Here is a 12,924-nt window from a genome sequence, read left to right on the forward strand (position 1 = left end):
CTCGCTGTCGTTGGCTTCTAATAGAATGCCACCGTGGCGCACAGACGCCTCGGCTTGGGCGAGTCCATGTAATTACAGGTTATTCGCTCTGGTGAATATGCCCGAACAGCTCTTGGGTAAAGCGCACGCGCTCTTCGGGTGTCTCTTGAATGCCTTTTTCTGCCAGTTCGGCGAGGTGGGCTTCCACGGCGTGGGTGCGCAGGGTCAGGCCGCAGTTGTTGGCGATCTGGATGTTCAGCCCCGGTCGGGCATTGAGTTCCAGAATCAACGGGCCTTTGTCCTGGTCGAGCACCATGTCGACGCCGATATAGCCCAGGCCGCATAGCTCATAGCAACCGGCGGCCAGCTTCATGAAGCCGTCCCAGTTGGGCAGTTGCACGCCGTCCACCGCATTGGTGGTGTCCGGGTGCTTGCTGATGATGCTGTTCAGCCACGTGCCGCGCAGGGTCAGGCCGGTTGCCAGGTCGACACCCACACCGATGGCGCCCTGGTGCAGGTTGGCCTTTCCGCCCGATTGGCGGGTCGGCAAGCGCAGCATGGCCATTACCGGGTAGCCCATCAGCACAATGATGCGTATGTCCGGCACGCCTTCATAGCTGATGCTTTTGAAGATCTGGTCAGGCGTGACGCGGTACTCGATCAGTGCCCGGTCGCGGTGCCCGCCCAGGGAATACAGGCCGGTGAGGATGCTGGAAATCTGATGTTCGATTTCTTCGTGGCTGATGATCTTGCCCGACACGGTGCGAAAGCGGTCTTCGAAGCGGTCAGCAATCACCAAAATGCCATCGCCGCCCGCGCCTTGCGCGGGCTTGATCACGAAGTCCGAGCGGCCACCGATGATGTCATCGAGCTTCTCGATTTCTTTCTCGGTGGAGATCACCCCGTACAACTCCGGCACATCAATGCCGGCGGCAATGGCGCGCTCTTTGGTGATGATCTTGTCATCCACAATCGGGTACAGGCTGCGTTTGTTGTACTTGAGTACGTAGTCCGCATTGCGCCGATTGATGCCCATGATGCCCTTGGCTTCCAGGGCCTTCCAGGTCTTCCAGAAGCCAAACATCAGGAGTCAGCCTTCAAGAACGCTTTGAAACGCACCAGCTCGGTCAGGCGGTAGCCGCGATAGCGACCCATGGCCAGCATGAATGCCACCAGAATCAGCAGCACGGCCGGGAAGGTGAACACGAAGTACACCAGCTCAGGCACGCTCATCACCAGGTAGGCCAGGGTGGCGGCGAACAGGGTGCCGATGGCGACTTTCATGGCATGGCCGCCGCCACGCTCTTCCCAGGTGATTGACAGGCGCTCGATGGTCATGGTCAGAATCACCATCGGGAACAGTGCCACCGACAGCCCGCGTTCAAGGCCCAGTTTATGGCTGAACAGGCTGATGGCAGCGATCAGGATTACTACGAACGTCAGCACCACCGACAACCTGGGCAGCATCTGCAACTTCAGATGTTCCAGATAGGAACGCAGCATTAACCCGAGCGCCGTTATCACCGTAAACAGGATGATGCCGAACTCCAGTTGGGTTTCGCGGAACGCCAGGGCGATCAATACCGGGGTAAAGGTGCCGAGTGTTTGCAGGCCGATCAGGTTGCGCAGGACCAGAATCACCAGTACGCCAATCGGGATCATCACCATGATCATGAAGGTCTGCTGGGTTTGCAGCGGCAAGCCGTATAGCGAGTACTCGAGGAAGTTGGCGTCGGTGTTCTCGTCGGTCAGTTTGGCCAGGCGAATGGCGTTCATTTCGCTGTTGTTGAGGCTGAACGTCACGTTGGCTTTTTTGCCGCCATCCATCGTCACCAGCGGCTCGTCGCCGATCCACCAGAGCAGGCGGTCAGACGGCAGGCCTTGCTCGCCCGATTCCGGGTTGAAGTACAGCCAGTCGTTGCCGTTGAAGCTGCGCAGCCACAGTTCCGGGTTTTGCGGTTGATCGGCGACCAGGCGGATGGTGTGCACGCGCTCCATCGGGACGTGGGCAATCGACAGCAGCAATTCAATGATCTGGGCTTTGTGCGGGGTCGACGGATCGCCTGCCAGCAGCAACTTGACGTTGTCATCATTGAGGTTGTTCACCCGCTTGATGGTTTCGCTGATAAAGGTTTCGACGTCGGCAGAGTGCTGGCGAATCGGTGCGAGCAGGGCTTCGGCGGCGATTTTCTCCGGGCCGTCGACGGCGATGCTGTCGCGGAATACCGGGCCTTTGACCTTGGTTTTGTCACCCGAATAGCGCTTGGTCAGGACCAGGCGGTAGTAAAGGGTTTGCTTGCCGCTGACCCGGCGTGCCGACCAGGTGACCTTGCGGTTGCCGTCGACGCGGTTGACGCTTACCCCGTAGTTGTTCGAGATAAAGCTTTCATTGAGGCTGACGTAATCGCGGTTAAGCGGCGGGACGAACATCTGGATTTTGACCGGGTCTTTGGCGTTGGCCACGAACTCGACTTTGGCGTCGATGTTCCACAGGTCGTCGGTCGCGTCTTCGGTCACAGGGATGCCGATGACGAAAATCTGGTAGGCGGTAATTGAAACGCCCAACACCAACAGAATGGTGATCAAGATTTTCAGGTGAAGGGTAAGAGCGCGCATTTCAATTACTCTGCGATTTGAGCGTTAGCGACGCAGGCAGGTTTGCCAGCAGCGTATTTAAGACTGGGGTCGACCAGCGCATCAAAGCGTTTAAGCGCTTCGGAGCCAATCAACAGCGGGTATTGGAACGCACTTCGGTCGGTCAAGTTCACTTCGATGGTGCGTAAAGCCTTGCCCATACAAATTTCCAGGCTGATGACCGGGCGCGAGGTGTAGTTCTTGTCGGCCTGCGGGTCGTAGTCACCCGAGCGGCGTTTGATCTTGCTCACACGGGCCAGCGGGCGTTCGATGGGGTGGCTGTGGGCGTCGTCGATGGCCAGGTAAAAGCGCACCCAGCTTTCACCGTCACGTTTAAAACGTTTGATGTCGCGGGCGCTCAGCGAGGCGGTTTTGGCGCCGGTGTCGAGTTTGGCTGCAACCAGCAGGTCTATGCCTGCCAGTTCGGCGTATTCATTCAGGCCGTACACGGTTTTTTCGCCGCCAAGGCTCAGGCCCGGCAGGGACAGCAGACATAGAAAGGTGAAGAGGGTGATGAATTTCATAAATTGAGGCGTGATCTCTTGCAATCTTCAGTTCAAGGCGACTGGCAACGATGCAAGTTTCCTCGTGCGGCTGCCCGATGGATGGGGGCAGGGCGGATGCGGCGGGCATTCTAACATGATGGTTTTATGGCGCCAGCGTTCGCGCCGTCTGCGCGGGCGGTATGTGATGTCGATTACACCAAGGTCTTATTCGACGATTGTCGACAATCCATATTTATCCTTTGACTGATAGCGCTTAAATGGCTAGTTTTGGCGCTATTGATTTCGAAGGTGTCGACAATATGCAGCAAGCACTGGAGCCGTCCCTGGTTGCCCAGGATGACTCGGAAACCTTGTCCGAGAACGTCTTTCGACGCATTCAGGCGGCCATTGTCAAAGGCGAAATCGCCCCGGGCAGCAAGATCTCCGAGCCTGAACTGGCGCGCACCTACGGCATCAGCCGCGGCCCCTTGCGTGAGGCGATTCATCGGCTTGAAGGCCAGCGTTTGCTGGTGCGCGTCCCGCATGTTGGCGCCCGCGTGGTCTCGTTGAGCCATGCCGAGCTGATCGAACTCTACGAAATCCGTGAATCCCTTGAAGGCATGGCCTGCCGTTTGGCGGCCGAGCGCATGAGCGATGAAGACATCGCCGAGTTGCGCCAGGTGCTCGAAACCCATGAGCGCGATGAGGCGTTTCAGGCGGGTGTCGGGTACTACCAGCAAGAAGGCGACTTTGATTTTCATTACAAGATTATTCAAGGCAGCGGCAATCGCACGCTGACCCAGATGCTCTGCGGTGAGTTGTATCAATTGGTGCGCATGTATCGCATCCAGTTTTCCGCCACCCCCAACCGCCCGCACCAGGCGTTTGCCGAGCACCACCGGATTCTCGATGCCATTGCCGATCGCGACGGCGAACTGGCCGAGTTGTTGATGCGCCGCCACATCGGCGCTTCCAAACGCAATATCGCGCGTCACTACCAAGACAGCGCCCAGCAGACAGCCACTCCACGAGGTGAGTCATGAGCAATAAAAACAGTCCAGGCCAGCGTTTCCGTGATGCAGTCGCCAGCGAACACCCGTTGCAAGTCGTCGGTGCGATCAACGCCAACCACGCACTGCTGGCCAAACGTGCCGGTTTCAAGGCGATTTACCTGTCGGGTGGCGGTGTCGCTGCGGGTTCGCTGGGCGTGCCTGACCTGGGCATTACCGGCCTGGACGACGTGCTGACCGACGTGCGCCGTATCACTGACGTGTGCGACCTGCCGCTGCTGGTAGACGTGGACACGGGCTTTGGCTCGTCGTTCTTCAACGTTTCGCGCACGGTCAAGTCGATGATCAAGTTTGGCGCTGCGGCCATTCACATCGAAGACCAGGTCGGCGCCAAGCGTTGCGGTCATCGCCCGAACAAAGAGATCGTTTCGCAACAAGAAATGATCGACCGTATTAAAGCCGCGGTGGATGCGCGCACCGATGACAGCTTCGTGATCATGGCGCGCACCGATGCGCTGGCGGTCGAGGGCCTGGAGTCGGCGCTTGAACGTGCGGCGGCATGTGTTGAAGCCGGTGCCGACATGGTCTTCCCGGAAGCCATCACCGAGCTTGAGATGTACAAACTGTTTGCCGACCGGGTCAAGGCGCCGATTCTGGCCAACATCACCGAGTTCGGCGCAACGCCGCTGTACACCACCGAGCAATTGGCTAGCGTTGATGTATCGCTGGTGCTGTACCCGCTGTCGGCGTTCCGGGCGATGAACAAGGCAGCAGAGAACGTGTACGGCGCCATCCGCCGCGACGGTACCCAGCAAAATGTGATCGACACCATGCAAACCCGCATGGAGCTGTACGACGCCATCAACTACCACGAATTCGAGCAGAAGCTCGACGCGCTGTTTGCAGCGAAGAAATAACACGTGTGGGAGCGGGCTTGCTCGCGATGGGTTCTGCGCAATGATTCAGGCAAACCGTGTTGCTTGAATCGCGAGCAAGCCCGCTCCCACAGAGGTATGTACAAAGACTTGCCGAATCCCTAACAAATTCAAGATTGGAGAGCGCAATGGCCGAAGCAAAAGTATTGAGCGGTGCCGGATTACGTGGCCAGGTGGCCGGGCAAACAGCCCTGTCGACGGTCGGTCAGGAAGGCGCCGGCCTCACTTATCGGGGTTATGACGTGCGTGAGCTGGCAGCCGATGCCCAGTTCGAAGAAGTGGCTTACCTGCTGCTGTACGGCGAACTGCCGACTAAAACCCAGCTGGCTGACTACACCGCCAAGCTGAAAACCCTGCGCGACTTGCCGCAAGCCTTGAAAGAAGTGCTGGAACGCATCCCCGCAGACGCCCACCCGATGGACGTGATGCGCACCGGTTGCTCGTTCCTGGGCAATCTGGAACCGGAGAAAGACTTCTCCGAGCAACTGGACAAGACCAACCGCCTGCTGGCCGCCTTCCCGGCGATCATGTGCTACTGGTACCGCTTCAGCCACGACGCCAAGCGCATCGAGTGCGTGAGCGATGAAGCGTCGATTGGCGGTCACTTCCTGCACCTGCTGCATGGCAAAAAGCCGAGCGAGTTGCACGTCAAAGTGATGAACGTGTCGCTGATCCTCTATGCAGAACACGAGTTCAACGCCTCAACCTTCACCGCCCGTGTCTGTGCATCGACGCTGTCCGATCTGTATTCGTGCATCACTGCGGCCATCGGCTCGCTGCGCGGCCCGCTGCACGGCGGCGCCAACGAAGCGGCCATGGAAATGATCGAGCGCTTTGCCTCGGCCGAAGACGCCGTCGAGGGCACCCTCGGCATGCTGGCGCGCAAAGACAAGATCATGGGCTTTGGTCACGCGATCTACAAAGACAGCGATCCGCGTAACGAGGTGATTAAGGGCTGGTCGAAAAAGCTGGCTGAAGAAGTGGGCGATACCGTGCTGTTCCCGGTGTCCGAAGCCATCGACAAAACCATGTGGGAGCAAAAGAAACTGTTCCCCAACGCCGACTTCTACCATGCCTCGGCGTACCACTTCATGGGCATCCCGACCAAGCTGTTCACCCCGATCTTTGTCTGCTCGCGCCTGACCGGCTGGGCTGCACACGTGTTCGAACAGCGCGCCAACAACCGCATCATCCGTCCAAGCGCCGAGTACATCGGCGTTGAACAGCGCAAGTTCGTGCCAATCGAGCGTCGCTGAATGAGGGAGTTGACGGCCGCTGTTGACTAAATGTGGGAGCGGGCTTGCTCGCGATTCGGCTACCTCGGTCTTTCAGCAAGACCGTGTCGATGCTTTCGCGAGCAAGCCCGCTCCCACATGAGCGCTGCGCCGTCACTCTTTTTTGTCATTACCGTGATCGAGTCCCGCACCATGAATACTGAATTTCGTAAAACGCTGCCGGGCACCCGGCTGGATTACTTCGACACCCGTGCGGCGGTCGATGCGATCACCCCCGGTGCCTACGACACACTGCCTTATACCGCGCGCGTGCTGGCCGAAAACCTGGTGCGGCGTTGCGATCCGGCCACGTTAAATGCCTCCCTGAGCCAGTTGATCGAGCGCAAGCGCGACCTCGATTTTCCGTGGTTCCCGGCGCGTGTGGTGTGCCATGACATCCTTGGCCAAACCGCTCTGGTTGACCTCGCAGGCCTGCGTGATGCCATCGCCCAACAAGGCGGCGACCCGGCGCAAGTCAACCCGGTGGTGCCGACCCAACTGATTGTCGACCACTCGCTGGCCGTGGAATGTGGCGGTTATGACCCCGAGGCGTTTGAAAAGAACCGCGCCATCGAAGACCGCCGCAACGAAGACCGTTTCCACTTTATCGAGTGGACCAAAAAAGCCTTTAAAAACGTCGACGTGATCCCGCCGGGCAACGGCATCATGCACCAGATCAACCTGGAGAAAATGTCTCCGGTGATTCAGGTGCGTGATGGCGTAGCCTTCCCCGACACTTGCGTCGGCACCGACAGCCACACCCCGCACGTCGACTCGCTAGGCGTGATTGCCATCGGCGTCGGCGGCCTCGAAGCCGAAAGCGTGATGCTCGGTCGAGCCTCGTGGATGCGCCTGCCAGAAATCGTCGGCGTTGAGCTGACCGGCAAGCTGCAACCGGGCATCACCGCCACCGACATGGTGCTGGCGCTGACCGAGTTCCTGCGCAAGCAAAAAGTGGTCGGCGCCTGGCTGGAGTTCTATGGCGAAGGCGCTGCGGCGCTGACCCTGGGCGACCGCGCGACTATTTCCAACATGGCCCCGGAATACGGCGCCACGGCGGCGATGTTCTACATTGACCAACAAACCATTGATTACCTCAAACTGACTGGCCGCGAAGACCAGCAAGTGCAGTTGGTGGAGCACTACGCCAAGGTCAACGGTCTGTGGGCCGACAGCCTCAAGGGCGCGCAGTACGAGCGCAATCTGAGCTTTGACCTGTCGTCGGTGGTGCGCAACATGGCTGGCCCAAGCAACCCGCATGCGCGGGTGGCCACCAGCGATCTGGCGAGCAAAGGCATCGCCGGGCAGTGGGATGAAGTGCCGGGGCAAATGCCCGATGGCGCGGTGATCATCGCTGCGATCACCAGTTGCACCAACACCAGCAACCCGCGCAACGTGATTGCCGCCGGTTTGCTGGCCCGCAACGCCAACAAATTGGGGCTGACCCGCAAACCGTGGGTTAAATCGTCGCTGGCGCCGGGCTCGAAAACCGTGGCGCTGTACCTGGATGAAGCGGGGCTGACTGACGAGCTGGAGCAACTGGGCTTTGGCGTTGTGGCGTTTGCCTGCACCACGTGCAACGGCATGTCCGGGGCGCTGGACCCGGTGATTCAGCAAGAAATCATCGACCGTGACCTCTACGCCACGGCCGTGCTGTCGGGGAACCGTAACTTTGACGGGCGTATTCACCCGTACGCCAAGCAGGCGTTTCTGGCCTCGCCGCCGCTGGTGGTGGCTTATGCGATTGCCGGGACCATTCGTTTTGACATCGAAAAAGACGTGCTGGGCCTGGACGCTCAGGGCAATGAAATCCGCCTGAAAGACATCTGGCCGACGGACGAAGAAATCGACGCAGTGGTCAAGGCTTCGGTGAAACCGGAGCAGTTCCGCCAGGTGTACATTCCGATGTTCGCCATTCACGAAGACACCGGCCCGAAAGTCGAGCCGCTGTACGACTGGCGCCCGCAAAGCACCTATATCCGCCGCCCGCCGTACTGGGAAGGGGCGCTGGCCGGTGCGCGTCCGCTCAAGGGCATGCGCCCGCTGGCCGTGCTGCCGGACAACATAACCACCGACCATTTGTCGCCGTCCAACGCGATCATGCTCGACAGCGCCGCCGGTGAATACCTGGCGAAAATGGGCTTGCCGGAAGTCGACTTCAACTCCTATGCCACCCACCGTGGCGACCACCTGACTGCTCAGCGCGCGACCTTTGCCAACCCGAAACTGTTCAACGAAATGGTCATCGAGGACGGCAAGGTCAAGCAGGGTTCATTGACTCGCCTTGAGCCGGAAGGCCAGGTGATGCGCATGTGGGAAGCGATTGAAACCTACATGGATCGCAAGCAGCCGCTGATCATTATTGCCGGCGCCGACTATGGCCAGGGTTCGTCCCGTGACTGGGCAGCCAAGGGCGTACGGCTGGCGGGTGTGGAGGCGATTGCCGCCGAAGGGTTTGAGCGCATTCACCGCACCAACTTGGTGGGCATGGGCGTGTTGCCGCTGGAGTTCATGCCGGGCACCAACCGCAAAACCTTGCAGATCGACGGCAGTGAAACCTACGACGTGATTGGCGAGCGCACCCCGCGTGCCACGCTGACGCTGGTGATTACCCGTAAAAATGGCGAGCGTGTCGAGGTGCCTGTGACTTGCCGCCTGGACACGGCTGAAGAAGTGTCGATCTACGAAGCGGGCGGCGTGTTGCAGCGCTTTGCCCAGGACTTCCTGGAGTCGGCAACCGCTTAACCACTTCCTGTAGGAGCGAGCTCGCCTCGCGATCTTTTGATCTTCTAAAAAGATCGCGAGGCGAGCTCGCTCCTACAGAGGACATGACAGGATTCTATTCATGGCTTTTGCAGCGCAAATCAAAATCCCGGCGACGTATATGCGGGGCGGTACCAGTAAAGGGGTGTTTTTCAGCCTGCTCGACTTGCCTGACGTGGCTCAGGTGCCGGGGGCGGCCCGTGATGCGTTGTTGCTGCGGGTGATCGGCAGCCCGGACCCGTATGAGAAGCAAATCGACGGCATGGGCGCCGCCACGTCCAGCACCAGCAAAACCGTGATCGTCAGCAAAAGCCTGCACGCTGACCATGACGTCGATTACCTGTTTGGTCAGGTGTCGATCGACAAGCCTTTTGTCGACTGGAGCGGCAACTGCGGCAACCTGTCGGCGGCGGTCGGTTCGTTCGCCATCAGCAGCGGTCTGGTCGACCCGAGCCGTATTCCGCGCAACGGCACGGCGGTGGTGCGCATCTGGCAAGCCAACATCAGCAAAACCATTATTGCCCACGTGCCTATCACTGACGGCGCGGTCCAGGAAACTGGCGACTTTGAACTGGATGGCGTGACTTTTCCGGCGGCAGAGGTTCAGCTTGAGTTCCTCAACCCGGCGGCAGAAGAAGAGGGCGCGGGTGGTTCGATGTTCCCCACCGGCAACCTGGTGGACGACTTGGAAGTGCCGGGCGTTGGCACCCTTAAAGTCACGATGATCAATGCCGGCATCCCGACCATTTTCATCAATGCCCACGACATTGGTTACACCGGCACGGAACTGCAGAACGACATCAACGCGGATGCGAAAGCGCTGGCGCTGTTCGAAACCATTCGTGCCTACGGTGCGTTACGCATGGGCCTGATCGATAACCTCGACGATGCAGCCAAACGCCAGCACACACCCAAAGTGGCGTTTGTGGCCAAGCCTGCGGATTACCTGTCGTCCAGCGGTAAGCCGGTAAGCGCGAACAGCATTGATTTGCTGGTGCGTGCCTTGTCGATGGGCAAACTGCACCACGCCATGATGGGCACTGCTGCGGTAGCGATTGGCACGGCAGCCGCCATTCCGGGCACCCTGGTCAACCTGGCCGCGGGTGGTGAATTGCGCAGCGCCGTGCGCTTCGGCCATCCGTCGGGCACCCTGCGGGTGGGCGCACAAGCGCAGCAAGTTGACGGCGAATGGACCGTGACCAAAGCCATCATGAGCCGCAGCGCGCGGGTCTTGATGGAAGGTTGGGTGCGGGTGCCCCCGATTTGAAATAAAAACCTGTAGGAGCGAGCTTGTCTCGCGATCTCTTAACTACCCAACAGATCGCGAGGCAAGCTCGCTCCTACAACTGGTATGTAGAGCGGGCATTCAGACCTGCCAGCCTGACCCTGAGGATGGAACACGACACTCATTCACCCACTTGGAGTCACTCCACATGAGCGCCAACGTCGACCTCAACAACCGTCCCGACTATGACAAGGTCTTGCAGGACATTGCCGACTACGTCCTGACTTACCGCATCACTTCCCCAGAAGCCCTGAACACCGCCCGTAACTGCCTGATGGACACTTTGGGCTGCGGCCTGCTGGCACTGCGTTTTCCGGAATGCACCAAACACCTGGGCCCGATTGTCGAAGGTACGGTGGTGCCGTTCGGCGCACGCGTGCCCGGTACGTCGTTTCGCCTGGACCCGGTCAAGGCTGCATGGGACATCGGCTGTATCGTCCGTTGGCTGGATTACAACGACACATGGCTGGCGGCGGAGTGGGGGCATCCTTCGGATAACCTGGGCGGTATTCTGGCGGTGGCCGACCACCTCTCGCAAAAGCGTGTGGCCAATGGCGAAGCGCCTTTGACCGTGCGTGCGGTGCTGGAGGCGATGATCATGGCGCATGAGATTCAAGGCGTCATTGCCCTGGAAAACTCCTTTAATCGCGTCGGCCTTGACCATGTGCTGCTGGTGAAAGTTGCGTCGACGGCGGTCTGCGCCAAGCTGATGGGCGCTGATCGCGAGCAGTTGCTGGCGGCGTTGTCCCATGCGTTTGTCGATGGTCAGGCCTTGCGTACCTACCGCCATGCGCCCAACGCCGGCTCGCGCAAGTCGTGGGCGGCGGGGGATGCGTCGAGTCGCGGCGTGCGCCTGGCGGATATCGCGCTGCGCGGTGAAATGGGTATCCCGGGCGTGCTGACGGCGCCGCAGTGGGGCTTTTACGACGTGCTGTTCAGCCACACCAACAAGGACCTGGCGCTTAAGCCTGAAGGGCAGCGCCAATTCAGCCTGTCACAGCCTTATGGCACCTATGTGATGGAAAACGTGCTGTTCAAGATCAGTTTTCCGGCTGAGTTCCATGCGCAGACGGCGTGCGAAGCGGCCGTGACCTTGCACCCGCAGGTGAAAGATCGCTTGCATGAGATCGACAAAATCGTGATCACCACCCACGAATCCGCGATCCGGATCATTTCCAAGCAAGGCCAGTTGGCCAATGCGGCGGATCGAGATCACTGCATTCAATACATGACTGCCGTGCCGCTGGCATTTGGCAATCTGGTGGCGGAACAGTACGAAGACGACTTCCACGCTGCGCATCCGATCATTGATGAGCTGCGCGAGAAGATGGTCATTGTCGAAGAGCCACGCTACACCCGTGAATACCTGGAGGCCGACAAGCGTTCGATTGCCAACGCCATTCAGGTGTTTTTCAAGGACGGCACCCACACCGAGCAAGTAGTGGTGGAGTACCCGATCGGCCATCGTCGGCGCCGGGCTGAAGGCATTCCGTTGCTGGAAGACAAGTTCAAGGCCAACCTGGCCACGCGCTTTGTCGGCCAACGCTGCAAGCAGATTTTTGAACTGTGCAAAGACCAGGCGAAGCTTGAAGCAACGCCGGTTCATGCATTTATTGATTTGCTGGTGATTTAAACCCAATCCCCTGTAGGAGCGAGCTTGTCTCGCGATCTTTTGATGGTTTAAAAGATCGCGAGGCAAGCTCGCTCCTACAAGGCGGTGGGGTTATTTAAAACGTCGCTCCACGCCTTTTTCGACCAGGATCTTGGCCGAGATTTCTTCTACCGAGAAATGGGTGGAGTTGATGTGCGGGATGTTTTCGCGCTGGAACAGGCTTTCGACTTCGCGCACTTCAAATTCGCACTGGGCGTAGCTGGAGTATCGGCTGTTGGGCTTGCGCTCGTTGCGAATGGCGGTGAGGCGATCCGGGTCGATGGTCAGGCCGAACAGTTTGTGCTTGTGCGCGCGCAAGGCCGCGGGCAGCTTCAGGCTTTCCATGTCGTCTTCGGTCAACGGGTAGTTGGCCGCCCGAATGCCGAATTGCATGGCCATGTACAGGCAGGTCGGGGTTTTACCGCAACGCGACACACCTACCAGAATCAGGTCGGCCTTGTCGTATTTGTGTGTGCGCGCGCCGTCGTCGTTGTCGAGGGCAAAGTTCACCGCCTCGATACGCTCCATATAGTTGGAGTTATGGCCAATTGAGTGGGATTTACCCACTGAGTAGGAGGAATGTTCCGCTAGTTCCTGCTCCAGGGGCGCCAGGAAACTGGAAAAAATGTCGATCATGAAGCCATTGGCGGTGGCGAGGACTTCGCGAATATCCTGATTGACGATAGTGTCGAAGATTATCGGGCGAACACCGTCTTTTTCGGCGGCGTTGTCGATTTGTTGTACCATTGCCCGCGCTTTTTCCACGCTATCTATATAAGGGCGTGTGAATTTGCTGAAGGTCACGTTTTCGAATTGCGCCAACAAACTCTGGCCGAGGGTTTCGGCTGTGATGCCGGTGCCGTCGGATATAAAGAAAGCAGATCGTTTCATTTGCGCCTTGGGCCTTA

Annotated in this window: 10 protein-coding genes; 6 read left to right on the forward strand and 4 right to left on the reverse strand. The window is 59.0% G+C overall.

From position 1 onward, the window contains the following. Positions 1-79: 79 nt before the first annotated feature. From GHO25_RS10680 to GHO25_RS10690, 3 genes are read right to left on the reverse strand one after another with little or no spacing between them, the layout of a single operon-like run. Positions 80-1,063, reverse strand: coding sequence for an alpha-L-glutamate ligase-like protein (locus GHO25_RS10680; protein WP_153333378.1), 984 nt, complete (start codon positions 1,061-1,063; stop codon positions 80-82). Beyond that, positions 1,063-2,595 (reverse strand): inactive transglutaminase family protein, encoded by a 1,533-nt coding sequence (locus tag GHO25_RS10685; RefSeq protein ID WP_048369811.1) that lies wholly within the window; start codon positions 2,593-2,595, stop codon positions 1,063-1,065. Before GHO25_RS10685 ends, GHO25_RS10680 begins: the two co-directional genes overlap by 1 nt. Before the next feature lie 5 nt (positions 2,596-2,600). After that, positions 2,601-3,137, reverse strand: coding sequence for an ATP-dependent zinc protease (locus GHO25_RS10690; RefSeq protein WP_048369813.1), 537 nt, complete (start codon positions 3,135-3,137; stop codon positions 2,601-2,603). Positions 3,138-3,418: 281 nt separating this feature from the next. Between GHO25_RS10690 and GHO25_RS10695 the strand changes: the two genes are divergently transcribed. The 6 genes from GHO25_RS10695 (at position 3,419) to prpD (ending at position 11,998) form a co-directional block, all read left to right on the forward strand. Continuing rightward, entirely contained in the window at positions 3,419-4,141 is a 723-nt protein-coding gene (locus tag GHO25_RS10695) for a GntR family transcriptional regulator (RefSeq protein ID WP_123751888.1), read from the forward strand. Further along, positions 4,138-5,025 carry a methylisocitrate lyase gene (prpB, locus tag GHO25_RS10700; protein WP_048369817.1) on the forward strand — a complete coding sequence of 296 codons (888 nt, stop codon included), beginning with the start codon at positions 4,138-4,140 and terminating at the stop codon, positions 5,023-5,025. Before GHO25_RS10695 ends, prpB begins: the two co-directional genes overlap by 4 nt. Before the next feature lie 146 nt (positions 5,026-5,171). Next, positions 5,172-6,299 (forward strand): 2-methylcitrate synthase, encoded by a 1,128-nt coding sequence (gene prpC / locus GHO25_RS10705; protein ID WP_048369818.1) that lies wholly within the window; start codon positions 5,172-5,174, stop codon positions 6,297-6,299. Positions 6,300-6,470: 171 nt separating this feature from the next. Beyond that, on the forward strand, positions 6,471-9,062 hold the full coding sequence (acnD, locus tag GHO25_RS10710) for a Fe/S-dependent 2-methylisocitrate dehydratase AcnD (protein ID WP_048386830.1): 2,592 nt from the start codon (positions 6,471-6,473) through the stop codon (positions 9,060-9,062). Positions 9,063-9,162: 100 nt separating this feature from the next. Next, positions 9,163-10,347 carry a 2-methylaconitate cis-trans isomerase PrpF gene (gene prpF / locus GHO25_RS10715; RefSeq protein ID WP_153390761.1) on the forward strand — a complete coding sequence of 395 codons (1,185 nt, stop codon included), beginning with the start codon at positions 9,163-9,165 and terminating at the stop codon, positions 10,345-10,347. A gap of 166 nt (positions 10,348-10,513) precedes the next feature. Then, complete coding sequence (gene prpD, locus GHO25_RS10720; RefSeq protein WP_153390762.1) at positions 10,514-11,998, forward strand: 2-methylcitrate dehydratase; 1,485 nt, start codon at positions 10,514-10,516, stop codon at positions 11,996-11,998. Positions 11,999-12,088: 90 nt separating this feature from the next. Here the strand turns inward: prpD and GHO25_RS10725 are convergent, their stop codons facing one another. Further along, positions 12,089-12,907 (reverse strand): pyruvate, water dikinase regulatory protein, encoded by an 819-nt coding sequence (locus GHO25_RS10725; protein WP_048386835.1) that lies wholly within the window; start codon positions 12,905-12,907, stop codon positions 12,089-12,091. Between the last annotated feature and the right edge of the window lie 17 nt (positions 12,908-12,924).

This window comes from Pseudomonas sp. FSL R10-1350, assembly GCF_009600525.1.
In the GTDB taxonomy this organism is placed as follows: Bacteria; Pseudomonadota; Gammaproteobacteria; order Pseudomonadales; family Pseudomonadaceae; genus Aquipseudomonas; species Aquipseudomonas helleri.

Excerpts from the sequence above, each read along its gene's own strand:
- GHO25_RS10680 (WP_153333378.1), bottom strand. The coding sequence starts at position 1,063 with ATGTTTGGCTTCTGGAAGACCTGGAAGGCCCTGGAAGCCAAGGGCATC.
- GHO25_RS10685 (WP_048369811.1), bottom strand. The coding sequence starts at position 2,595 with ATGCGCGCTCTTACCCTTCACCTGAAAATCTTGATCACCATTCTGTTG.
- GHO25_RS10690 (WP_048369813.1), bottom strand. The coding sequence starts at position 3,137 with ATGAAATTCATCACCCTCTTCACCTTTCTATGTCTGCTGTCCCTGCCG.
- GHO25_RS10695 (WP_123751888.1), top strand. The coding sequence starts at position 3,419 with ATGCAGCAAGCACTGGAGCCGTCCCTGGTTGCCCAGGATGACTCGGAA.
- prpB (WP_048369817.1), top strand. The coding sequence starts at position 4,138 with ATGAGCAATAAAAACAGTCCAGGCCAGCGTTTCCGTGATGCAGTCGCC.
- prpC (WP_048369818.1), top strand. The coding sequence starts at position 5,172 with ATGGCCGAAGCAAAAGTATTGAGCGGTGCCGGATTACGTGGCCAGGTG.
- acnD (WP_048386830.1), top strand. The coding sequence starts at position 6,471 with ATGAATACTGAATTTCGTAAAACGCTGCCGGGCACCCGGCTGGATTAC.
- prpF (WP_153390761.1), top strand. The coding sequence starts at position 9,163 with ATGGCTTTTGCAGCGCAAATCAAAATCCCGGCGACGTATATGCGGGGC.
- prpD (WP_153390762.1), top strand. The coding sequence starts at position 10,514 with ATGAGCGCCAACGTCGACCTCAACAACCGTCCCGACTATGACAAGGTC.
- GHO25_RS10725 (WP_048386835.1), bottom strand. The coding sequence starts at position 12,907 with ATGAAACGATCTGCTTTCTTTATATCCGACGGCACCGGCATCACAGCC.